General features: G+C 64.4%; 19 protein-coding genes and 1 riboswitch. Of the genes, 10 read left to right on the top strand and 9 right to left on the bottom strand.

What is annotated here, in order from left to right; translation table 11 throughout:
* The first annotated feature begins 8 nt into the window (after positions 1–8).
* Together ASE71_RS00400 and ASE71_RS00405 are read left to right on the top strand one after the other, a co-directional pair.
* The gene (locus tag ASE71_RS00400; RefSeq protein WP_060521999.1) at positions 9–3,395 is read left to right on the top strand and encodes an ATP-binding protein; all 3,387 of its coding nucleotides are present in this window, start codon (positions 9–11) and stop codon (positions 3,393–3,395) included.
* The gene (locus ASE71_RS00405; RefSeq protein ID WP_060521998.1) at positions 3,388–4,311 is read left to right on the top strand and encodes a response regulator transcription factor; all 924 of its coding nucleotides are present in this window, start codon (positions 3,388–3,390) and stop codon (positions 4,309–4,311) included. The genes ASE71_RS00400 and ASE71_RS00405 overlap by 8 nt, the downstream gene beginning before the upstream one ends.
* 141 nt (positions 4,312–4,452) lie before the next feature.
* Here ASE71_RS00405 and ASE71_RS00410 read toward each other — a convergent pair whose 3' ends face one another.
* Positions 4,453–5,355 (bottom strand): hypothetical protein, encoded by a 903-nt coding sequence (locus ASE71_RS00410; RefSeq protein ID WP_060521997.1) that lies wholly within the window; start codon positions 5,353–5,355, stop codon positions 4,453–4,455.
* Between the two features lie 264 nt (positions 5,356–5,619).
* A complete protein-coding gene (locus ASE71_RS36330) occupies positions 5,620–5,790 on the bottom strand; it encodes a hypothetical protein (RefSeq protein ID WP_156400773.1) in 171 nt (56 codons plus the stop codon).
* Between the two features lie 68 nt (positions 5,791–5,858).
* Here ASE71_RS36330 and ASE71_RS00415 point away from each other — a divergent pair, with 68 nt between their 5' ends.
* The gene (locus tag ASE71_RS00415; RefSeq protein ID WP_034805724.1) at positions 5,859–6,359 is read left to right on the top strand and encodes a hypothetical protein; all 501 of its coding nucleotides are present in this window, start codon (positions 5,859–5,861) and stop codon (positions 6,357–6,359) included.
* Positions 6,360–6,422: 63 nt separating this feature from the next.
* Here ASE71_RS00415 and ASE71_RS00420 read toward each other — a convergent pair whose 3' ends face one another.
* The gene (locus ASE71_RS00420; RefSeq protein ID WP_060521996.1) at positions 6,423–7,034 is read right to left on the bottom strand and encodes a glutathione S-transferase family protein; all 612 of its coding nucleotides are present in this window, start codon (positions 7,032–7,034) and stop codon (positions 6,423–6,425) included.
* Positions 7,035–7,126: 92 nt separating this feature from the next.
* Here ASE71_RS00420 and ASE71_RS00425 point away from each other — a divergent pair, with 92 nt between their 5' ends.
* Entirely contained in the window at positions 7,127–7,846 is a 720-nt protein-coding gene (locus ASE71_RS00425; RefSeq protein ID WP_060521995.1) for a helix-turn-helix transcriptional regulator, read from the top strand.
* Positions 7,847–7,925: 79 nt separating this feature from the next.
* Here the strand turns inward: ASE71_RS00425 and ASE71_RS00430 are convergent, their stop codons facing one another.
* A complete protein-coding gene (locus ASE71_RS00430) occupies positions 7,926–9,251 on the bottom strand; it encodes a dicarboxylate/amino acid:cation symporter (protein WP_034805703.1) in 1,326 nt (441 codons plus the stop codon).
* A 228-nt stretch (positions 9,252–9,479) separates the two neighbouring features.
* Here ASE71_RS00430 and ASE71_RS00435 point away from each other — a divergent pair, with 228 nt between their 5' ends.
* The 4 genes from ASE71_RS00435 (at position 9,480) to ASE71_RS36655 (ending at position 15,786) form a co-directional block, all read left to right on the top strand.
* A complete protein-coding gene (locus ASE71_RS00435; RefSeq protein WP_082566586.1) occupies positions 9,480–11,348 on the top strand; it encodes an ATP-binding protein in 1,869 nt (622 codons plus the stop codon).
* Between the two features lie 3 nt (positions 11,349–11,351).
* Complete coding sequence (locus ASE71_RS00440; RefSeq protein WP_060521994.1) at positions 11,352–12,716, top strand: sigma-54-dependent transcriptional regulator; 1,365 nt, start codon at positions 11,352–11,354, stop codon at positions 12,714–12,716.
* Positions 12,717–12,813: 97 nt separating this feature from the next.
* A riboswitch (TPP riboswitch) is annotated at positions 12,814–12,942 on the top strand.
* Between the two features lie 90 nt (positions 12,943–13,032).
* Positions 13,033–14,856: a phosphomethylpyrimidine synthase ThiC gene (gene thiC / locus ASE71_RS00445; protein ID WP_034805694.1), complete on the top strand. Its 1,824-nt coding sequence runs from the start codon at positions 13,033–13,035 to the stop codon at positions 14,854–14,856.
* Between the two features lie 396 nt (positions 14,857–15,252).
* Positions 15,253–15,786 (top strand): hypothetical protein, encoded by a 534-nt coding sequence (locus tag ASE71_RS36655; protein ID WP_060521993.1) that lies wholly within the window; start codon positions 15,253–15,255, stop codon positions 15,784–15,786.
* Between the two features lie 172 nt (positions 15,787–15,958).
* Here the strand turns inward: ASE71_RS36655 and ASE71_RS00455 are convergent, their stop codons facing one another.
* The 3 genes from ASE71_RS00455 to ASE71_RS00465 are packed head-to-tail and all read right to left on the bottom strand — an operon-like array spanning position 15,959 to position 19,610.
* Positions 15,959–17,197, bottom strand: coding sequence for a Zn-dependent hydrolase (locus tag ASE71_RS00455; protein ID WP_060521992.1), 1,239 nt, complete (start codon positions 17,195–17,197; stop codon positions 15,959–15,961).
* 29 nt (positions 17,198–17,226) lie between these two features.
* Entirely contained in the window at positions 17,227–18,402 is a 1,176-nt protein-coding gene (locus ASE71_RS00460) for a M20 aminoacylase family protein (RefSeq protein ID WP_060521991.1), read from the bottom strand.
* A gap of 2 nt (positions 18,403–18,404) precedes the next feature.
* A complete protein-coding gene (locus ASE71_RS00465) occupies positions 18,405–19,610 on the bottom strand; it encodes a diaminopropionate ammonia-lyase (protein ID WP_060521990.1) in 1,206 nt (401 codons plus the stop codon).
* 155 nt (positions 19,611–19,765) lie between these two features.
* On the opposite strand from ASE71_RS00465, the gene ASE71_RS00470 reads away from it, so the two are divergent.
* Positions 19,766–20,248, top strand: a complete 483-nt coding sequence (locus ASE71_RS00470) for an Lrp/AsnC family transcriptional regulator (RefSeq protein ID WP_060521989.1) — start codon at positions 19,766–19,768, stop codon at positions 20,246–20,248.
* A 52-nt stretch (positions 20,249–20,300) separates the two neighbouring features.
* On the opposite strand, the gene ASE71_RS00475 is transcribed toward ASE71_RS00470, so the two are convergent.
* Positions 20,301–21,113, bottom strand: a complete 813-nt coding sequence (locus ASE71_RS00475; protein WP_060521988.1) for an anti-sigma factor family protein — start codon at positions 21,111–21,113, stop codon at positions 20,301–20,303.
* Positions 21,110–21,652, bottom strand: a complete 543-nt coding sequence (locus ASE71_RS00480; protein ID WP_034805673.1) for an RNA polymerase sigma factor — start codon at positions 21,650–21,652, stop codon at positions 21,110–21,112. The genes ASE71_RS00475 and ASE71_RS00480 overlap by 4 nt, the downstream gene beginning before the upstream one ends.
* Positions 21,653–21,809: 157 nt before the next feature.
* Here ASE71_RS00480 and ASE71_RS00485 point away from each other — a divergent pair, with 157 nt between their 5' ends.
* Positions 21,810–23,192 (top strand): S8 family serine peptidase, encoded by a 1,383-nt coding sequence (locus tag ASE71_RS00485; protein WP_244496970.1) that lies wholly within the window; start codon positions 21,810–21,812, stop codon positions 23,190–23,192.
* Positions 23,193–23,215: the final 23 nt, after the last annotated feature.

Below are 23,215 nucleotides of genomic sequence, written 5' to 3' on the forward strand. Positions count from 1 at the left end.
GGACCCCCATGGCGGCACGCCAGCGCATCATTCCCGTCCGGCGGGAATACAATCGTTGGGTCGCCAACCAGACGCTTGAAGACTATGCGCTGCGCTTCACCGCCAAGAGCGCCCGGCGCTTTTCTTCCGAACGCATTTCCCAGACCGCAATCGGCGCGATCTCCTTTCTGGCGCTGGAAGCGATCGGTGGCGCCATCACCATGTCCTATGGCACCACCAATGCGATCGTTGCGATCGTCGTCGCCAGCCTGATGATCCTGACCGTGGGCCTGCCGATCAGCCGCTATGCGATCCGCCACGGTGTTGACATCGATCTGCTCACCCGCGGCGCCAGCTTCGGCTATATCGGCTCGACGGTGACCTCGCTGATTTATGCCAGCTTCACCTTCATCCTCTTTGCGATCGAGGCCTCGATCATGTCGGGCGCACTCGAACTGGCGCTCGGCATACCGCTCTGGATCGGCTACATCCTGAGCGCCGTCGTCGTGATCCCGCTCGTTACCCATGGCGTGCGGCTGATCAGCAAGTTCCAGTTGATCACGCAGCCGTTCTGGATCGTGCTCAACGTCCTGCCCTTCGTCTTCATCGCCTTTGCCGATTGGGAGAAGGTCGGCGCCTGGCTCGCCTATGCGGGCATGCATCACGCCTCCGGTCCTCCCGGTACCTTCGCGCCGTTCGATCTCATCGAATTCGGCGCGGCCTCTGCCGTCATCTTCGCGCTGATGGCGCAGATCGGCGAACAGGTCGACTTCCTGCGCTTCCTGCCGCCGGATGGCCAGCGCAAGCTGCATCACCGCATTGCCGTCTTCCTCGCCGGTTCCGGCTGGGTGATCGTCGGCGCACCGAAGCTGCTCGCCGGCTCGTTCCTGGTGGTGCTGGCGCTTTCGGCCGGCGTGCCATCGACCAAGGCCGCCGATCCGGCGCAGATGTACTACACCGCCTTCGGCTACATGATCCCCTCCGATACGGCAGCACTTCTCCTGATGGTCGCCTTCGTCGTCGTGTCGCAGTTGAAGATCAACGTCATGAACGCCTATGCCGGGTCGCTCGCCTGGTCGAACTTCTTTTCACGATTGACCCACAGCCACCCGGGCCGCGTCGTCTGGCTGGTCTTCAACGTCGCCATCGCGCTCCTTTTGATGGAGCTCGGCATCTACCGGCTGCTTGAGGAAACACTCGGCGTCTTCTCGATTATCGCCATGGCCTGGCTTTGCACGATTTCGGCCGATCTTTTCGTCAATAAGCCGCTCGGCCTGTCGCCTCCCGGCATCGAGTTCAAGCGCGCCCATCTCTACGACATCAACCCTGTGGGTCTCGGCGCGATGGCGATCTCGGCGACCGTGGCGCTGACAGCGCATTTCGGTGCCTTCGGCGAGATTGCCGCCTCGCTCGCGCCCTACATCGCGCTGGTCGTCGCCTTCATCGCCTCGCCGCTGATTGCCTGGGGCACCGACGGCAAATTCTACCTCGCGCGCAAGCCGCGCCGGAGCTGGGCCAACCGGACGGACATCACCTGCTCGATCTGCGAGCATCCGTTCGAGCCGGAGGACATGGCCTGGTGCCCCGCCTATGCAGCGCCGATCTGCTCGCTCTGCTGCTCGCTCGACAGCCGCTGCCACGACATGTGCAAGCCGAAGGCGCGGTTCAATGCCCAAGTCGCGACCGTCGCCAACACGTTGCTTCCACGCACCGTCACGGAAAAGCTCGCGACGCGGCTCGGCCGCTACGCGATCTCTGCGGTGCTGTCGATCGCCGGCATCGGCCTCATCCTCGCGATGATCGCCCACCAGACCGCCGGCACATCCCCCGAGATCGCTACGGTCGTCGAGCGCACCGTCGCCGTCGTCTTCTTCGTCTTTGCCGTGCTGGCCGGTATCGTCTCCTGGTTCTACGTGCTCGCCCATGACAGCCGCGTCGTCGCCGAAGAAGAATCCTCGCGCCAGAACACCCTGCTTCTGAAGGAAATCGCCGCCCACAAGAAGACCGACGCCGCACTCCAGCAGGCAAAGGAAACAGCGGAAGCAGCCAACCGCGCCAAGAGCCGCTATGTCGTCGGCCTCAGCCATGAGCTTCGAACGCCGCTCAACGCCGTGCTCGGCTACGCCCAGGTGCTGGAGCGCGACGAGACGATCCCCCCGGCGCGTCAGGGCGCGATCAAGGTGATCAAGCGCAGCGCCGACCATCTTTCCGGCCTGATTGACGGCCTCTTGGATATCTCGAAGATCGAGGCCGGCAAGCTGCAGGTCTATTCCAATGAGATCAACATTCACGACTTCCTCGACCAGATCATCGAAATGTTTCGGCCGCAGGCATTGGCCAAGGGCATCAGCTTCGAGCACGAGCGCGCTAGCGGCCTGCCACGCTATGTGAAGACCGACGAAAAGCGCCTGCGGCAGATCCTCGTCAATCTCCTATCCAACGCCTTGAAGTTCACCGAGCGTGGCGGCATCCGCCTGGATGTCGCCTATCGCAGCCAGGTGGCGACCTTCACGATTGCAGACAGCGGCCGCGGCATTGCCGACAAGGATCTGCCGCGCATCTTCGATCCGTTCCAGCGCGGCGAGGCCGAACATCTCGGTAGTATGCCGGGCCTCGGCCTCGGCCTGACGATCACGCGGCTCCTGACGCAGACGCTCGGCGGCGAAATCGCAGTCACCAGCACGCCTGGGCAAGGCACCACCTTCCGCGTCCGGCTGATGCTGTCGGCGGTAGATCGTCCGCTACCTCCCGCAGCCCCGCGGCGTATCACCTCCTATCTCGGCCCGCGCCGCACCATCGTCATCGTCGACGACAATGCCGACCATCGCGACCTCATGCGCGAGATCCTCGTGCCGATGGACTTCACGGTGCTGACGGCCGCGTCCGGAGCCGATTGTCTGGCGCTGCTTCAAGACCTCGGCGCCGACCTCTTCCTGATCGATATCTCGATGCCGGGCATGAGCGGCTGGGAGCTTGTCGAGCGGCTGCGCCAGGGCGGGCAGATCGCGCCGATCATCATGCTTTCGGCCAATATCGGCGATGGCTCGGCGACCGGAGCATTCCGCGGCCACAACGACACGCTCGCCAAGCCCTTCCCCGTCGGGCAACTCGCCGACAAGCTCGCCGTGCACCTTGGCCTCACCTGGGTTCACGAGGGAGAGGAGAAGCAAGCACACCCGTCGCCGGCGGCCGAACCGTTGACGCGCCCCGACGCCTATCACGTGGAAGAGCTGATCCGCCTTGGAGAGATCGGCTATGTCAGGGGCATCGAAGCCAAGCTGACGGAAATTGCCCTGCAGCCCGAACACCAGCCCTTCGCCGAGCGCGCCCGCGCCTATGTGCAGGCCTTCGACCTCTCGGGCTACGACGCTTTCCTCAAGAACAACGCAGCCAACGGAGACGACGCCCATGGCTGAGGCCAACGACCGCCGCGACATCGTGCTTCTCGTCGACGATTCCCCGGAGGCGCTCGGTTTTTTGACGGAAGCGCTGGAGCAATCCGGCTTTTCCGTGCTGATCGCGACCTCCGGCAGCGCCGCCCTTTCGATCGCCGAGCGCATCACGCCCGACGTCATTCTGCTCGATGCCGTCATGCCCGGGATCGACGGCTTCGAGACCTGCCGACGCCTCAAGGGCAACGCCGCCGTCGGCCAGACGCCGGTGCTGTTCATGACCGGCCTGACCGAGACCGAACATGTGGTGCGTGCGCTCGAGGCCGGCGGCGTCGACTATCTGACCAAGCCGATCAACATCGATGAGCTGAGGGCGCGCATTCGCGTCCATCTCTCGAACGCCCGTTCGGCCCAGAGCGCACGGGTCGCACTCGACGCAGCCGGCCGCCATCTGCTCGCGGTGCGCAGCGACGGAAGCGTCTGCTGGTCGACGCCCCAGGCGACGCGTCTCGTCAACGCCGCAACCGGCCGCGACGATGGCATGGCGATCGTCACCCGGCGCATCGCGGGCTGGATGGCAAACCGCCTGCGCACCGGAGCGCCCGACGACAGCACCTTCACGCTCGACCAGCCCGAGCAGTCGTCCCTGCAGATATCCTTCCTCGGCTCGATCGGTCCGAATGAACATCTCTTCCGCCTCACCGCCGAAAATCGCCGCTCCGACGATGCGGTGTTACGCCAGCACTTCGCATTGACCCCAAGGGAATCGGAGGTGCTGCTGTGGATCGCCAAGGGCAAGGCGAACCGCGACATCGGCGAGATCCTCGGCTTGAGCGCACGGACCGTCACCAAGCATCTGGAGCAGATCTATGTGAAGCTCGGCGTCGAGAACCGGGCGTCTGCCGCGGTGAAGGCGACGCAGGTTCTGCACAGTCTATAGGCAGGCTGCGGTCCGATTTCCGTCCCGCTTCTTGCTGCCGCACGTCCAGCATCATGGGCGGGTCAGCACCTGCTGCAAGCGACAGCCGACCGGCACGCATCGCAAGCAGCAATCTGCACGCGCTCAGGCCGCGTCCGCCGTTCACCTTGCCTGCAACGCTGCCCAGGCGAAGGCCTCATCGAGTGCGGCAAACTTGACCGCTTGCCAATGGCGGTAATCGTCGACCAGGTCACGCGAAATCCAGAGCGGACCGCGGCTGCCGGAACTCTCCCAGCCGAGAACGCCGAGATCACCGGCACGCGCGAAAACCCTCTGCGCATGGGTGCGCGAGATGATGTAGCGGCTGGAGATCTCACCTGGCTTCAGGGGCCCGATCCAAATCCGCTGATCGGGCAGGACGCCCGTCGGCAGCCGCGCCACCAGGTCGTGCAGGATGTTGCTGCCTGACTCCGTCGAGACGAAAGCGGCGATGCTTTCGGGTGGCTCGCACCAGGCGCGATCCGCGATGAGCCGCCGCATCGCACGCGGGAGCGCATGATGCATCAAGGTCGGCTCGGTTTGCGACTGCGCCAGCCTTGTCCCCTCGTCGAGCCTGTCGAGCGACGAAAGGTGCCCCTCGAACCACTGCCGGATCAGGCCCTCGGCGACATCGGAAAGGATCAGGGGCCTGATCCGCTTGTCACCGCCCTGTTCCGCATCGAGAAGCAGTCGATAGTTGCGCATCTCGGCCAGGTGCGCCGCTGCCGTGTTCTTGCTGGCTACGTTGTTGCCGGCGATAAAGTCGATCAGCCTTGCCGCCGTCAGTTCGGGGCGGGATGGGTCGGTCAGACGCTCGAAATGCAGCGTCAGGATGGCCTGGGTGAGCAGCCATTTTCTCAGGCTGGCGGTGTAGCGCACGATGCGCGGAGCGGCGTCATGGATCGCAACCATATGAAGGGCCGCCTGACGCAACGCCTCCCCAAAGAGCGGATCGCCGACGAGCCGCGCAGGCGTGAACGGCGTTTCGCCGTCGGGTGATCGGACACATTCGGATCGCGCCGTCACGGGCAGTCTCCAGACAGCGTAACCGCTGTTCGTTGCTTGCGACCGCGTGAAATGAACCGGTGGCTGGCGGGTGCCTTTAGGCGGACCCGGGCACCCGGATCGGTTGAAAAAGGCAAAAAGCGCGTAACACCGAACATAAACCAGTCCCCCTCCCGCCCCGGTGGCCAATAGCTAAATCGGACAGACAGCGCAGATCGAGGTCTATACTTACAAGGTAACGAAGTCTTTACCCGTTTTTACGGATGGGGACGACGAGACGCTTTTTCAGAGGTCAACGTTAATACGGGAAATTGAAAACAGCAGCGCACGTGCAGGCAAATCTGATAAAACAGCGCCAGCGATCACATTTTGATGGCTGCCCGGATGTGTGCCCGATTGTTGATCGATCGTAAGATCCGGCCAGATAAAGAAGCCAATGAGGAACTTCGCCGCCACATGTTGCGTTGACGCTCATGTGCGGCAACGGGGTGTTGCAGCATCCACGCAAATGGGAGGTGCAAGGCATGTGGCGATGGCTCCTGATGGCCGCACTCATCTTGCCGTCCACGAGTGCCTCACGGGCAGACGAGGGCGCGTTCTTGAAGACCCTCGGCGGCAACTGGGCAGGCACCGGAACGGTGCGCATCCGTGCCCACATGTCTCCGATGAACATTTCCTGCAACTTCAGTTCCAAGGCGAGCGACGCCGCTCTATCGATGGAGGGCGTCTGCCGCGGCATGCTGCTGATCTCGCGATCCATCGACGCGAAGCTGCGCTTTACCGGGTCCACCTATAGCGGCTCCTATCTCGGGCCCCGCGGCGGCCGCGCCGGGCTCAACGGCACACGACGCGGCGATGCGATCAACCTCACCATTCGATGGGCGAAGGAAGTCAATGGCGACCGCAGTGCCGACCTGACCTTACGCAAGGTCGGCACCAACGGGATGCAGTTGAAGACGATCGACGTCGATCCCGCTTCCGGCAAGCGGATCGTCACGAGCGAGATCAATCTCAAGCGAAAATAGCCTTGGGCCACCATGCCCCCTTCGGACCGGAACCGGGGCGGAGTTGGCGCGTTGCCGGCGCCGTCAGGCTACCGCTGCCACCCGGGCATCGAAATCCACGGTCCATTGTAGCGACGGCCGCGCGCCACAGCGCTCGACCCAGTCCTTGATGACGGCGCTATCCGGTGTTGCCGCGGGATACCAGGCGAAGGGCGAATGCAAGAGCAGGTCGGCCGCCGAGTAGTGCTCGCCCATCAGATACGGACTGTCCTTCAACGCGTTTTCCAGGCGTGCCGCCATCTCTGTCGGGCCGCGGAAGGTGGCGTCGAAATAGGGATGCGAAACCCCCGCGGCTTGCGCGATCAGCACCGGCTCGACCACACCGGCATACCAGGCAAGCCAGCTGAGATAACGGCCACGCTGCGGATCGCCAGCATGCGGCGCCATCCTCTTTTCCGGGAAGAGGTCGGTCAGGTATTGGATGATCGCAATGGTTTCCCAGAGCACCACACCGTCATGAACGAGCAGCGGCACCTTACCCTCCGGGTGCGGGTTCGCCGGATCCTTTCGACCGCTGCCGTCACCGCGAGTGATGTCGACGATCTCGACTTCCACCTTGTCGAGAGCATCGAGTTCGCGAAGCAGGGTGATGATGCGCGACGAGCGCGAACGCGGGGCGTGAAAGAGTGTCAGCATAGTCTGGATCCTCGGTTGCGTTTGGCGATGCGGATCTTATACAGTCGGCCAACTGCCAGTTTTCGTCAGTAGGGTTCGTCTATCTTTCAGCCATGGCCCGTAGTGATCGTCTGTTCCGCCTGCTCCAGGCGCTGCGCACACTCCCCTCCCCGGTAACGGCGGCCCGCCTTGCCGAGGAAACCGGCGTGTCGTTGCGCTCGCTCTATCGGGACATCGACAGCCTGCGCGCCGCCGGCGCCGTCATCGATGGCGAGCGCGGCTTCGGCTACCGGCTGACGGAGGATATCGCCTTGCCGCCGCAAACCTTTACCCGCTTGGAGATCGAGGCGCTGGTGCTCGGCCTTGCCGAGGTGCAGCACATGGGCGAGCCGGATCTCGCGGCCGCAGCGGGCGCCGTGCTTTCGAAGATAACGGCGACACTGCCCGACAGGCTGCAGCGTCAGGCATTGCATGCCGCTTCACAGGTCTATCGCTTCGAGCGCCGGAACCCGCCTGTCACCGATGTCAGCCTTCTGCGCGAAGCCTGCTGGCAGGAACGCGCAGTGGTGATCGCCTATGTCGACGCGGACCAGCAGCGGACAGACCGGAAGATCCTGCCGCTGGCGATCGTCTATCTCGAGCGGATGCTGGTGTTGCTCGCCTGGTGCTGCCTGCGCCAGGACTACCGCAAGTTCCGCGTCGATCGCATCGTCGATGTCACGATGACGGAGGAAAGCTTCCGCCCGCGCCGGGTTCCGATGCTCCGGGACTTCGTGGCCTACCTGAACGCCGGTGCGCCTGAAACGTCGAAGATGACGTTGAGCGGCCAATAGCTAAAACGACGACGCGGCCCGTGTTGCCACGGACCGCGTTCGGACTGCTTTTTTTGCAGTCATGCCTTGGGAGGCAAACTTATTCCGCCGGCTGCAAGGCCGGCTGCGGCAGCGCCTCCGGCGCACGGCCGCCAAGGACCGCGGCCATCTGCGCTTCATCCAGTTCGCCTTCCCACTTCGCAACGACGATCGTGGCGACCGCATTGCCGACGAAGTTGGTGAGCGCGCGGCATTCCGACATGAAGCGGTCGATGCCGAGGATCAGCGCCATGCCGGCGACCGGCACCGCCGGGACGACCGAAAGCGTCGCAGCCAGCGTGATGAAACCGGCGCCGGTGATGCCGGCAGCACCCTTGGAGCTCAACATCGCGACGAGAAGCAGCAGCACCTGATCGCCGAGCGACAGCGGGATATCCATCGCCTGGGCGATGAAGAGCGCGGCCAGCGTCATGTAGATGTTGGTGCCGTCGAGGTTGAAGGAATAGCCGGTCGGGATGACCAGACCAACGACCGAGCGCTTGCAGCCGGCCTTTTCCATCTTGCTCATCAGGCCCGGAAGAGCGGCTTCCGACGAGGACGTGCCGAGCACCAGGAGCAGTTCTTCCTTGATGTAACGGATCAGCGCGACGATCGAGAAGCCATTGTAGCGGGCGACCGCGCCAAGAACGACGAACACGAAGAGGAAGGACGTGATGTAGAAGGTGCCGATCAGCATCGCCAGGTTGGCGATCGAGCCGACGCCGTATTTACCGATGGTAAACGCCATCGCGCCGAAGGCGCCGATCGGGGCGGCCTTCATCAGGATGCCGACGAGCTTGAAGACCGGCAGCGTCAGCGCGTGCAGGAAGTCGACGACGGGCTCAGCCTTCTTGCCGACCATGGCAAGCGACAGACCGAAGAGCACGGAGATGAACAACACCTGCAGGATGTCGCCATCGGCAAAGGCGCCGACGAGCGTCGTCGGGATGATGCCCATCAGGAAGCCGGTGATCGTCTGCTCATGCGCCTTTTCGGCATAGGTGGTCACCGCCTTGACGTCGAGCGAGGCCGGATCGATGTGCATGCCGGCGCCCGGCTGGACGACATTGGCGACGATCAGGCCGATGATCAGCGCGAGCGTCGAGAAGGTCAGGAAATAGATCATCGCCTTGCCGGCGACGCGGCCGACCTTGGCAAGATCGGTCATGCCGGCGATGCCGGTCGCGACCGTCAGGAAGATGACCGGCGCGATGATCATCTTGACGAGGCGGATGAAGGCGTCGCCGAGTGGCTTCAGCTCGGTGCCGAGCGACGGATAGAAATGGCCGAGCAGGATGCCGGCGGCGATCGCCACCAGAACCTGGACATAGAGATGGCGATAGAAAGGTGTCTTGCCGCGCGGTTCCGCGGATTGTTCGATAATCATGAGATCCTCCACTGGACCCAGTCCGGCGTCATGCCGGGCCTCCCGGGTCAATTTCCGATGCGCGACAGCGCGGGCTGTCATGAGGATGTCATTTGCAACGGTCGTGCCAGTTGGCCGCGGCAGGAACCAAGCCTTTGAATTGATGAGGATGTTTTGTGCAGGCGGCTCGGTGCGCACAAAGAGTTGAGCGGATTTCCGCACAAGCCATCTGGAAAGCTGAGCGAAAAAATGCACAATTGGGCCATGTTCAACGCCCTGTCCGCCCCCCTCAATCTGGCAGATCTCGACCAGTCGATGCGCCGCACCTGGCTGGTCTTTGCCGGCCTTGCCGTCGCGCTGCTTGTCGCCGCGCTCCTGCTTGCGGGCGAGTACGGCCGAAGCCAGGCGCTCGAAACTGTCGATGCCCAAAGCCGGATCGATGCCAATCTGAAGGCCTCGCTGCTGCGCGCCGTACTCGAACGCCAACGCTCGACGCCGCTGGTGCTGGCCGACGATGTCGAGGTGAAGGCAGCCCTTTCGACCCGCGGCACAGAGGCGCTGCAACGGCTGAACGAGAAGCTGCAGGCGCTGGCGACCAACACGGACGCCGCTGTCATCTACGTGATCGGCCCTGATGGCGTCGCGGTCGCCGCCAGCAACTGGCGCGAGCCGACGAGTTTCGTCGGCAACGACTATGCCTTCCGCGAATATTTCCGCATGGCGATGCGCGACGGCAAGGCCGAGCATTTCGCCATGGGCAACGTCAGCAAGCGGCCGGGCCTCTACATTTCGCGTCGGGTCCAGGGTCCTGACGGCCCGATCGGCGTCGTCGTCGCCAAGCTCGAATTCGACGATGTGGAAGCCGAATGGCTCGCCTCCGGCAAGCCGGTCTACGTCACCGACCGGCGCGGCATCGTGCTGATCACCAGCTTCCCCTCCTGGCGCTTCATGACGACCAGAACAATTCCACGCGACCGCGTCGCCGCCATCCGCGACAGCCTGCAATTTGGCGATGCCTCGCTGCTGCCGCTGCCCTTCCGCGACATCGAGCCGACCAGCGATGGCTCCAGCGAGTTGCGCGCACTGTTGCCGGGCGAAAGCGAACGTCGGTTCCTCCGGGTCGAAACCATGGTTCCGACCACCAGCTGGCGGCTGGAGCAGCTGGCGCCGCTCGATGGCGCGATCTCGGCGGCAACCCGCGAGGCCCGGCTGATTGCCCTGGCCCTCCTCGCACCGCTGCTCGCTTTTACCGCGGTCCTCCTGCGCCGCCGCCAGACGCTGGCACTGGTGTCTGCGCGCGATCGCGCCGCGCGCGACGAGCTGGAGACCCGCGTGGCGGAGCGCACACATGACCTCAGCCTTGCCCGCGATCATCTCGAAACGGAGATCGCCGACCACCGGCGTACCGGCGAGAAGCTGCAGGCGGTGCAGCAGGAACTGGTTCAGGCGAACCGGCTGGCGATCCTTGGCCAGGTGGCGGCCGGCGTCGCCCACGAGATCAACCAGCCGGTCGCGACCATCCGCGCCTATGCCGACAACGCCCGCACCTTCCTCGAACGCGGACAGCAGCAGACCGCGGTCGAGAACCTTGTCAGCATCGCCGAACTGACCGATCGGGTCGGCACCATCACCGACGAACTCAGAAGCTTCGCTCGCAAGGGCCGCTTCGTCGCCGAGCCGACGCCCATGCGCGACGTGATCGAGGGGGCGATGATGCTGCTGCGCAGCCGCTTTGCCGGCCGCATGGATGCGATCGTCATCGACCTGCCGGAAAATGGCCTCAGCGTCCTCGGCAGCCGCATCCGGCTCGAGCAGGTGCTGATCAACCTTTTGCAAAATGCCTTGGAAGCGCTCGGCACGCGCAGCGACGCCGAGATCCGCGTGCGCTGCGAGGACGGTCCCTCCGGGACGGTTTTCCTCGTCGTTGCCGATAACGGCCCAGGCATTCCCCAGCATATCCGCGAGGATCTGTTCACGCCGTTCAACACCTCGAAGGATGAAGGGCTCGGCCTCGGCCTTGCCATCTCCAAGGAGATCGTCGCCGACTATGGCGGCGATATCACCGTCGAAACCAGCGACAGGGGCACCGTCTTCACGGTTCGCCTGAAGAGGGCCTGAGCGATGCAGCCGACCGTCTATCTCGTCGACGACGACAACCATCTGCGCAAGGCGATGACGCAGACGCTGGAACTCGCCGGCCTCGCCGTTACCCCTTTTGCCAGCGCTGCCGAAGCGTTGAAGACGCTGGATGCGAATTTCGACGGCGTCGTCGTCAGCGATATCCGCATGCCGGGCATCGACGGCCTCGCCTTCTTCCGCCGCATCGAAGCTTTCGACGCGGATCTGCCGGTGATCCTGGTGACCGGCCATGGCGATATCCCGATGGCAGTGCAGGCGCTGCAGGATGGCGTCTACGACTTCATCCCCAAACCCTTTGCCGCCGACCGGCTGGTGCAGAGCGTGCATCGCGCGCTGGAAAAACGCCGGCTCGTGATGGAAAACCGCGCGCTGAAACGGGCCGCCGAGACGGCCGGCGACAACCTGCCGCTGATCGGCCAGACGCCGGTCATGGAACGCTTGCGCCAGACGATCCGGCACATTGCCGATACCGATGTCGACGTGCTCGTCGCCGGCGAGACGGGCAGCGGCAAGGAGGTGGTGGCGACGCTGCTCCACAATTGGAGCCGACGCCGCAACGGCAACTTCGTGGCGCTGAATTGCGGGGCGCTGCCCGAAACGGTGATCGAAAGCGAACTCTTCGGCCACGAACAGGGCGCCTTCACCGGCGCCTTGAAGAAGCGCATCGGCCGGATCGAGCATGCGAGCGGCGGCACGCTGTTCCTCGACGAGATCGAGGCGATGCCACCGGCGACTCAAGTGAAGATGCTGCGCGTTCTGGAAGCGCGCGAAATCACGCCGCTTGGCACCAACCAGGTTCGTCCGGTCGATATCCGCGTCATCGCGGCTGCCAAAATCGATCTTGGCGACCCGGCGCAGCGCGGCGATTTCCGGGAAGACCTCTACTTTAGATTGAATGTCGTAACGCTGTCGATCCCACCGCTGCGCGAACGCCGAGACGATATCCCGCTGCTCTTCTCGCACTTCCTGACCCGGGCGGCCGAGCGCTTCAAGCGCGACGCGCCTGTGGTCACATCGGCCGTGCAGAGACATCTGATGACGCATGCCTGGCCGGGCAATGTGCGCGAGCTCTCGCACTTTGCCGAACGCGTGGCGCTTGGTGTCGAAGGTCCGCTGGGACAGCCGATTGCGCCCGCCGAACAGCCTGGATTTGCGCTCCCGGAACGGCTCGAACGCTACGAGGCGGAGATCCTGAAAGAGGTGTTGCGGGCTCAGCGCGGCGACGTCAAGGCGACGATCGAGGCGCTCGGCATTCCGCGCAAGACATTCTACGACAAGCTCCAGCGCCACGGCATCAACCGTGCCGATTACGCCGAGCGGGCCGCACCGGAAAAGGCCGGCCGCTAGCGTCAAACCCGAATCCGTCACCACACGCAATAGGTGCATATTTGTCGGCAGGCGAATTCACGCTTGACGACCCGGGCCGATCGATGGCTATGATCTAGGCATTCACCAGGGGGGTCCCGCAAGGGGCTGAGATTCTGCTGGATGGCCGGCTTGCCGGCTGTGGCGCAGTGACCCGTTGAACCTGATCCAGTTCATACTGGCGTAGGGACGGTGCAGATATCGAAGCCAGGATTCCGTGCGTCCAGCATCTGGCGGAGCGTCTTTCATCTTTCCGGCATCAGAACTGGGTCTCCAATTGCAAACTTGGAGCCTCGTCATGAATATTGCCACCAAACCCGCAGCCCTCACGGTCACGCAAGGACCGCTTCCCGCCTCCCGCAAGATCCACAAGCCGGGCGTGCTTCATCCGGATATCCGCGTGCCGATGCGCGAGATTGCGCTCCACCCGACGTCGGGCGAGCAACCGGTTACGGTCTATGATTCCTCCGGCGCCTACACCGCCGACGACGCCGAGATCCGCATCGAGGACGGCCTGCCGCGGCTGCGCCGCAACTGGATCGTCGACCGCGGCGATGTGGAAACCTATGAGGGACGCGTGGTCCGCCCCGAGGACAACGGCTTTGTGAGCGGCGACAGGCTGACACCGACCTTCCCGTTCCAGCATGCGCCGCTGAAGGCCACGGGCGGCCGCGCAGTGACCCAGCTTGCCTATGCCCGCGCCGGCATCATCACGCCGGAAATGGAGTTCGTGGCGATCCGCGAAAATCTCGGCCGCGACGCGGCGCGTGCGAAGGTCCGGGACGGCGAAAGCTTCGGCGCCCACATCCCCGATCACGTGACACCCGAATTCGTGCGCCAGGAAATCGCCAGCGGCCGGGCGATCCTGCCTGCCAACATCAACCACCCGGAATCCGAGCCGATGATCATCGGCCGGAACTTTCTGGTGAAGATCAACGCCAATATCGGCAACTCCGCCGTCACCTCGTCGATGGCGGAAGAGGTCGAAAAGATGGTCTGGGCGACGCGCTGGGGCGCCGACACCGTCATGGACCTTTCGACCGGCCGCAACATCCACAACATCCGCGAATGGATCATCCGCAACTCACCGGTTCCGATCGGCACCGTGCCGCTTTACCAGGCGCTGGAAAAGGTCAACGGCATTGCCGAGGACCTCACCTGGGAAGTCTATCGCGACACGCTGATCGAGCAGGCTGAACAGGGCGTCGACTATTTCACCATCCATGCCGGCGTCCGGCTGCACTACATCCCGCTCACCGTCGATCGCGTCACCGGCATCGTTTCGCGCGGCGGCTCGATCATGGCCAAGTGGTGTCTGCATCACCATCGCGAGAGCTTCCTTTACGAGCATTTCGAGGAAATCTGCGACATCTGCCGCGCCTATGACGTCTCCTTCTCGCTCGGCGACGGCCTGCGCCCCGGCTCGATCGCCGATGCCAACGACGCGGCACAATTCGCCGAACTCGAAACGCTCGGCGAACTCACCAAGATCGCCTGGGCCAAGGATTGTCAGGTGATGATCGAAGGCCCCGGCCACGTGCCGATGCACAAGATCAAGGAGAACATGGACAAGCAACTCGCCGTCTGCGGCGAGGCGCCGTTCTACACGCTCGGACCGCTGACGACGGACATTGCGCCCGGCTACGACCACATCACGTCGGGCATCGGCGCGGCGATGATCGGCTGGTTCGGCACCGCCATGCTCTGCTACGTCACGCCGAAGGAGCATCTGGGTCTTCCCGACCGCAACGACGTCAAGGTCGGCGTCATCACCTACAAGATCGCCGCCCATGCCGCCGATCTCGCCAAGGGCCATCCGGCCGCCCAGGTGCGCGACGACGCGCTATCGCGCGCGCGCTTCGAATTCCGCTGGGAGGACCAGTTCAACCTCTCGCTCGACCCGGAGACGGCCCGTAACTTCCACGACGAGACACTGCCGAAGGAAGCGCACAAGGTCGCGCATTTCTGCTCCATGTGCGGCCCGAAATTCTGCTCGATGCGGATCTCGCACGACATCCGCGCAGAAGCGCAGAAGGAAGGCCTGGAGGCAATGGCCGCGAAATACCGCGAGGGCGGCGACCTCTATATGCCGGTGGAAGGGGCGGCTGGCGCGGCCGAGTAGACGACAGAGACTCGTTGAAGGGGCCAGTCACGGCCCCTTCAGTTCACTCAGGACTCCGCCTCCCGCCTCGGAAGCGGAAGCTGCGATCGCCAACGCTCCCACCCCGTTCAATCGACAAACATGCAACGTCCTCTGTCCCTCTCGCGATCCCTCAGCGATGCGGGCGATCATCTGCGTGTCGCGGCCGCCGCCAGAGGCCCGCACCTTGCGCTCCGTGTCGCCTGTCCCCCCAATAGCTTGTCCCCACATCGATTGAACGATATGCAAGGCGCACGCAAAAGTCGCTGTCGGCGAAATTCATTCGCAGCGGGCAGCCGAACTGTACCCGCGCAAAAGTCCTGCAGGACGACGCAAGAACGCCGTTTGCACAAGGAGAATGACTTGAGGACATGCCTGTTGAGACTGACGGCCTTGTCCATAGGAGCCCTTGCAGCATTCGGCGGAGATCTGCCGCGCCTCAACGGTGACTGGGGTTCTGCCGCGGGCCTTTCCTGGATTTCCGCTGCCCATGCGGACGACGCCGATGCCGGCGGCACGAATGGTGAAGGTGCCGCGGGCGGCAGCGACCAAGGTGGCGAAAACGTCGGGAGCGGCGGAAGCAACGGCACAGAGGGTGGCGGCGATTGGGGCTCCGGCGATGGTAGCGGCGTGGGCGGCGAGCCCGGCGGGACCGGGGCTGGCGGCGGAGGCGGCGCCATCGACGGAAGCGGCCTGAGCGGCGGAGACAGCGAGCGCCACTCATCCTCTTCGCGCGACGGGCGGGATTACGGACCAACCGGCAGCGTATGGCACGGCGGCAGCAGTTTCCTCAATCTTTTCCGCCGGACACCGGAAGAGCCTCCCGAGGGAAGCGGGCCAGAGTCTTCCACCCGGCAGAAGAGCGATGCGGGATCCCGCAAAAGCGCGGGTCACACCAGAACAGAGCCTTGAATAGATGTCTGCTTCGTCGCGCCGAAGGATGCCGTGTGCTGTTTATCGCGGACATAGAAGCGTCTGCGCCTGGGTGCTCGGGCTAAGCCCTGGCATGACGGAGCAGCGGGAGGCGCGCTATCGATCCCGTTCGATCAACGAACGCGCAACGTCCCTATAGCCCTATAGCCCTCTAGCGACCACTCACCATCCGCTCGACCACATCGAGCAGCACGTTGGCGCCGGCGACCAGATCATCCGGCTCCGTGTGTTCGCGCGGATTATGGCTGATGCCGTCGCGGCTCGGAACGAAGATCATCGCCGTCGGCGCGATGCGGGCGATCATCTGGGCATCATGACCGGCGCCCGAGGTCATGCGCCGGCTCTTAAGGCCTCGCGCCTTCGCCGAAGCCTCGACCGCTGCGACGATGCCCTGATCGAAGGCGACCGGCTGGAAGCGTGCCAGCCGCTCGACCGAGATCGTTACCCCCTCTTCCGCGCCGATGCGCACCAGAAAGTCCGCAAGCGCCGCTTCGAGCGCCTGCAGCCGATCCTCGTCCGGATCGCGCAGATCGACGGTGAAGGCCGCACGCGATGGGATGACGTTGATCGCGTCGGGCTCGAAACGCATGGTGCCAATGGTCGCGACACTCGGCGCGTTCGACCGGGCTATATGCTCGCGCAGGAAGAGGCCGACACGCGCGGCCGCGAGACCGGCGTCGGAACGCATTGCCATCGGCGTGGTGCCGGCATGGTTGGCGACGCCATCGATCGTCACGCGCTGCCAGGAAATGCCCTGCAGGTTCTCGACGGCACCGATCGAAAAGCCCTCGCGCTGCAGCACCGGCCCCTGCTCGATATGGAGCTCGACATAGGCGTGGGGCTTGAGGAACCCCGGCTCGATGTTGCCGGCATAGCCAATCCGCTCGAGTTCCTCGCCCAGCGACGAGCCATCCGTGCCGATGGTCGCGAGCGCTGCGTCCAGCGGCAGGCCGCCGGCATAGACGAGCGAGCCGAGCATGTCGGGCGCAAAACGCACGCCCTCCTCATTGGTAAAGGCGGCAACGACGATCGGTCGGACCGGCGTCACGCCACGGTCCTTCAGCGTCTCGATTACTTCGAGCGCGGCGAGTACGCCGTAACATCCGTCATAGATGCCGGCATTGATGACCGTATCGATGTGCGAGCCGAGCATGATCGGCGCTTCGCCGCTGTTCTCCTCGCTGCGCCAGATGCCGAAGATGTTACCAATCTGATCCACGGCCACATCGAGGCCCGCCGCCTCGATCCAGGCGACGAGGCGGTTGCGGCCGGCCTTGTCGTTGTCGGAGCCGGCCAGCCGGGTCAGTCGCCCTTCTGCATCGCGACCGATTTCGCCAAGCTCGCGGATGCGCCCGATGAGGCGCGCGGCGTCGATGGAAGGAAATGACATGTTATTCCTGCTTTCATGCGGATTTTGGTTCATGGCCGGCTATCAGCCAACGCCAGTCTCTGCCGGATAATCTCGGCGTGATAACGCGCGCCGAAGATCAGGGCGTCGTCGTTGAAGTCGTAACGCGGATTGTGCAGCGGCGCCGATGTCTCGCCATTGCCGATGAAGACGAAGCAGCCCGGAACGTGCTCAAGGAAGCGTGCGAAATCCTCCGAGCCGGTCATCGGCTCGGCGGCCGTTGCGACATTCCCGGTCCCGAACACCGTTTCTGCTGCGGCAAAGGCGTGGCCGGTCAGGGCCGGGTCATTGATCAGTGGGACGAACTCGCGCGTGTAGTTGACCTCGACCTCGCAGCCATAGGCATCCGCCGTACCCTTGGCGATCACCCGCATCTCCGCTTCGATCCTGGTGCTGACCTCCGGGCGGAAGCTGCGGGCATCGCCGAGGATGCGGGCGAGACCGGGCAGCGCGTTGCGCGTGCCGTCGGTCAAAAGCTCGGTGACCGAAACGACACCGATATCCGTCGGCGGGAGGCGGCGCGACACGATCGTCTGCAGATTGACGACGGTGGCGCAGGCGGCGACCAGCGTCTCGTTACCCCAGTGCGGCCGCGCCGCGTGCCCGCCGACGCCTTTGAGCACGATCTCGAAATTGTCCTCCGCCGACATGATGGCGCCGACGCGGGTTTCGAAACGGCCGACCGGCAGCCCCGGCATGTTGTGCAGGCCGTAGATTTCGTCGAAGGGAAAACGTTCCATCAGTCCGTCGTCGAGCATCGCCAGCGCGCCCTTGCCCCACTCCTCGGCCGGCTGGAAGATAAAGCATGCGGTACCATCGAAGCCGCCGTCTTCGGTGAGCATCTTGGCGGCGCCAAGCAGCATGGCCGTGTGACCGTCATGGCCGCAGGCATGCATGGTGCCGGGCTTCGTCGAGCGATAGGGAAGCTCTCCCTGTTCCGGTATCCGCAGCGCATCCATGTCGGCCCGAAGCGCTATGGCGCGGTTGCCGCTGCCGCGTTTCAGCCGACCGACGACGCCGGTACCACCGACACCTTCCACCACCTCGTCGAGCCCGAATTCCCTGAGCTTTGCCGCAACGAAGGATGAGGTGCGTTGTTCCTCGAAACCGAATTCCGGGTGCGCGTGCAGGTCGCGGCGCCAGGCGGTCATGTCCTTCACAAGCCGGTCAAAATCCATTCCCGCCATGGTCATCCTCTTTCGTTCGATGTGTTGGCGACGGTCTCGGGCGACAGGCCGACCAAGGCAGCATAACGCTCTGGGTCCGTCGCACCCTCGGTATTGATGACGAAGACGCGCGACTGCGCGGTCAGTCCGAGCGTTTCCCGCAGCGCTGGATCGCGGGCAACCGAAAGCAGCCCGGCCAGGCCGACGCCGCCGCTTTCGCCGGACACGATCGCCGGGTCAGAGCCTGTCGGCCGCGCAAGCCGGTTCATCACCGAAACGGCATCCTCCTCGTCGACGGTCATGAAGGCATCGGCGACGCGCGACAGGATACGCCAGGCGACAAGCGACGGCTCGTAGCATTCGAGCATCGCCATGATCGTCGGCTCGCCATGCGCCACCTTGACCGGATGTCCGGCTCTGGCGCTTTCGTAGAGGCAGGCGGCGCGCGCCGGATCGACGACGACGAAACGTGGACGCTCCGCGCCATAACGTAGCGCCAGATGCCCCGCGGTCGCCGCCGCAATGCCGCCAACGCCCGCCTGCACGAACACATGCGTCGGAGGCTCTTCCATCTGCCGCAGCGCCTCGCTCAGCAGCGACGTGTAGCCCTGCATCACCAGGCCGGGAATGTATTCGTAGCCCGGCCAGGTGGTGTCCGAGACGACGGTCCAGCCATTTTCGTCACAGACCCGCGCGGCCTCCCGGACGGAATCGTCGTAGGTCCCGGCAACGCGGACGATCTCCGCGCCATAGGCCGCGATCGCCTCGATGCGCGTTTCGCTGACGCCTCCGTGCACGAAGATCACCGCTTTCGCGCCGACAAGCCGGGCGCCCATGGCAACCGAGCGGCCGTGATTGCCATCGGTGGCGCAGCCGAAGGTCTGGGCGGCGGCAATTGCCCGAACCTCTGGCCGGTCGAGATCGTCGAGATCGATGCTGCGACCGAGACGCCGTTCCGCCTCCTCGACCACCAGCCGGATCACCGCATAGGAACCGCCAAGCGCCTTGAAACTGCCGAGACCCAGGCGATGGCCTTCGTCCTTGACGAAGACGCCCGCAATACCGAGTTCGTCCGCCAATGCGGGCAAGGCATGAAGCGGCGTCGGCCGATGGTCGGGGCGGCGCGCAAGCTGCTGCTCGACACGGGCGGCGGCGGCAAGCGACAGCATGTCGGCATCCGCGGGCAGTAGCGAGTGGCCGAAATCGGCATGGGAATTGGCGAGAAACATGGTGCAATCTCCGTAGACCACGAAAATCTATTTCATCGTTGCCGAGAAATGCGCTCTAAATGGCCGTCGAGAATGCAAGTTTGTAAAGTTAATGGGGTGCCGTGGCGTGGGGTTCCACCTTCAGGGCCCGGAGAGCAGGAACCGAAAGGCACTGGATGGCACCGTCGAAAAAGCCACAGGTCGAACTGGATCGCTTCGATCTTGCGATTCTCGCCATCCTGCAGAAGGACAATACGACGCCGCAGCGCCAGATCGGCGAGGCGGTCAATCTGTCGGCGCCCGCCGTCCAGCGGCGGATCAAGCGCATGGAAGAACCCGGCGTCATCCGCGCCAATGTCGCGCTGATCGATCCGGTCAGCGTCAATCAGGCGCTGACGATCCTGGTGGAGGTGGAGGTCGAAAGCGAGCAGATCGCCCTGCTCGATGCGGCCAAGGCGGCATTCACGGCGGCACCCGAGGTGCAGCAATGCTACTATGTCACCGGCGACGTCGACTTCATGCTCGTCGTCATCGTGCCGACCATGGCCGACTACGAGGCCTTCACCCGGCGCATGTTCTTCGGCAATGCGAACATCAAGCGCTTCCGCACCTTCGTGACGATGGACCCGGTGAAGGTCGGGCTTTCGGTTCCGCTCTAGGATAAAGCCGGAAGCGCGCAGCGATTGCCCGACGGACGTTGGAATTCACGGTCTATTTCCTGCCGGAGAGCGCCTTCTTCTCGGCGTCCGCATCGAGCGGCTGCCCGGCGCCGATCGAGGTCAGGAAGGCATCGACGGTCTCAAGTGACGAGGCCGGCGCGTAGCCGTCTCCGCCTTCCGGCTTGGCGACGGCGAGCCGCGTCTGCCAGGTCGACGCCTTGCGGCAGGCGACCGACACCAGACCGGGCTCACCGGGCTGGGCGAGTTCGTATTCGCGGCAGAGCTGCCCCGAACCGAGCTCGAATGCCGATACCAGCCGGACCGTCCCCTGCCCTTCACCAACGGCGACTTCGTCTCCCGAAGCCGCCTTGTCGAGGATGGCGGAGAGCGCCGGGCCGACAGTGCCGGCCACCTGCATCGCGCCCGGCACCCCGCCTGGATCCGCCAGCCCACCGCCGCGAAGCAGGTAGCCGCCAGCGCCGCCGACGACCACCAGCAGCGACGCTGCCATCGCCATCAGAAACCGCGAGGGGCTACCATTCGGCGACGCCGGCTGATCCGCAGGGCGCCGGAAGGCCACGACATTATCGCCGGCTGCAGCCGGTGCGTCCGCCGCGCGCGCTGCGTCGCCTGCGGCCGCCGCCATGGCCCGCACCTTAGCGACCAGTTCGTCCGGCACCGGCTCGTCGAGCACCGGCTTCAGCGCCTCGCTTGCGGCAGCGCGTGTTTCCATGAACATCGCTACGCGCGCCATCAATTCGTCGTCCGTTTCCAGCGCCGCCTCGACACGGCGCATCGTCTCCTCGTCGAGTTCGCCGTCGGCGAACGCCATCAAGATTTCATCGCTGAATTCCGTGTCGCTCATCTTGTCCCGCCTCTCATGTCCTGTGAACGCGCGACCGGCGGTTCTATTCCCGTTGCCTCCGCAAGATTTTTACGCGCCCGGGCGAGCCTGCTCATGACGGTTCCGATCGGAATGCCGAGAACCTCGGCTGCCTCCTTGTAGGAAAGCTCCTCGACGCAGGTGAGGATCAGTACCTCGCGCTGTTCGAGCACCAGGCCGTCGATCGCAGCCGCCACGCTCTTCAGCGCCATGCGCGCCTCGCTCCCGGCCTCGCCCGAAGGAACGGCGAGTTCGGCCTGCGCCTCGATCTCCTCCGTCGGGCCGGCGGTCTTCTGCCGGCGCAGCTGGTCGATCCAGAGGTTGCGCAGGATGCGGAACATCCAGGCGTCAAAGCGCGTGCCTTCCTCGAAGCGGTCCGAACCAGCAAGCGCCTTTTCGCAGGCCGCCTGCACCAGATCGTCGGCCACGTCGCGCGACCGGCAAAGCGAAATGGCAAAGCGGCGCAGGTTCGGCAGAAACGCGACCAGGCGCTCGCCGAAGACGATGGTCGGATCCGTCATCGGGCGTTCCTTTTGGCGCTACCCTTCGTCACCGGTGGAATAATTTGTCCATTCATGCGTTGAGCGTTATGGGAACTACACCCGAAAGTCACCACTTATGGTCCGTCCGTTCACGGTAAGCTTTCGTTTTCGGATGCCGCTACACAAGGAGAAAACCTTGAAAAAACGCCTGTTTCGACTGACCGTCCTGTCGTTGTGCGGCCTGGCAACCGGTGCTGGGGATCTCTCCTTTGGCGGTAGTAACGATGGCAATTCAACCGTTCGCTTTGCCTCAATCAGTCAGGCCCAGGCGGACGACGACGATGACGATGGTGGCGGTGGCGGTTCGTCCCGCGGCTCAGGCGATCGCGACTCAAGCAACACCTGGCGGGGAGGCGGCAATCTGCTCGATCTCTTCCGCGGAACGTCGGAGCGCCGCGTCGTGCGCCAGCGTCCGGCAGCGCGCCGGGCAACCCATGTTCCCGGTGAAATCATCGCGCTCGGTCTCAACGATGCCGCTATCCAGCGCCTTGCGGAAAGCGGCTTCACAGTGCGTGCACGAGAGCCGCTCGGGCTTTCGACGACAGAGATCGTCAAGTTCGGCGCCCCCCGCGGCATGACGCTCGAGGATGCCCGCCGGCAGGTCGCGGATGCGACGCCCGGAGCAATCGCCGATCTCAACCACTATTTCGAGCCGAACGAAGGCACCGCCTCACCGGCTCCCTGTGCCGACGGCGGTTGCGCGCTCGTTCGCACCGCCATCGGCTGGCCCGACGCCGGCGCCGCGTGCCCGGCTGCCGGCCCGATCGGGCTGATCGACACGGCGATCAACCCCGCCCATCCCTCACTGAAAGGCGTCAGGCTCGACATCGTCAGGCTGGCGGAGGAAGAGGCACCGGAATCCGGCCGCCAGCACGGGACTGCGGTCGCAGCTCTCATTGCCGGGCGGAAGGACAGTCGCGCGCCGGGCCTGCTCGGCAATGCCCACCTGATCGCCGTCGACGCCTTCCAGCGTAAGGGCGGCGAGACGGATATCGCCGAGACCTACGATCTGGTACGCGCCATCGATCTGCTGGCCTCGCGCAAGGTCACGGTCATCAATATGAGCCTCTCCGGGCCACACAATCTGCTGCTCGAAAAGACCGTCGCGCTCGTAGCCGAGCGAAACATCATCCAGGTGGCGGCGGCAGGTAATGACGGCCCGCGGGCTAAACCCGTCTATCCTGCCGCCTATCCGGCGATGATCGCGGTCACCGCCGTCGACCGCAACTTCAAGCCCTATCGCCGCGCCGGGCGCGGCGACCATATCGATGTCGCAGCACTCGGCACGAGTGTCTGGACGGCTGCGTCGATCGAGGGAGCAGCGCCCAAGACCGGCACATCCTTTGCCGCCCCTTTCGTCACGACTGCCTCCGCCATTCTCAGGGCATCGCATCCAAACCTGCCGGCGGAAGAAATCGCAAAGCTCGTCACGGAGACGGCGCAGGACCTCGGCGCGCCGGGCAAGGATCCCGTGTTCGGCTGGGGCGTTCTCAATGCCCGCGAGCTCTGCCGCTCGTAGCAGCGTCGAGCGGGCAGCACTGA

The organism is Ensifer sp. Root954, from assembly GCF_001429005.1.
GTDB classification, from domain to species: Bacteria; Pseudomonadota; Alphaproteobacteria; order Rhizobiales; family Rhizobiaceae; genus Ensifer; species Ensifer adhaerens.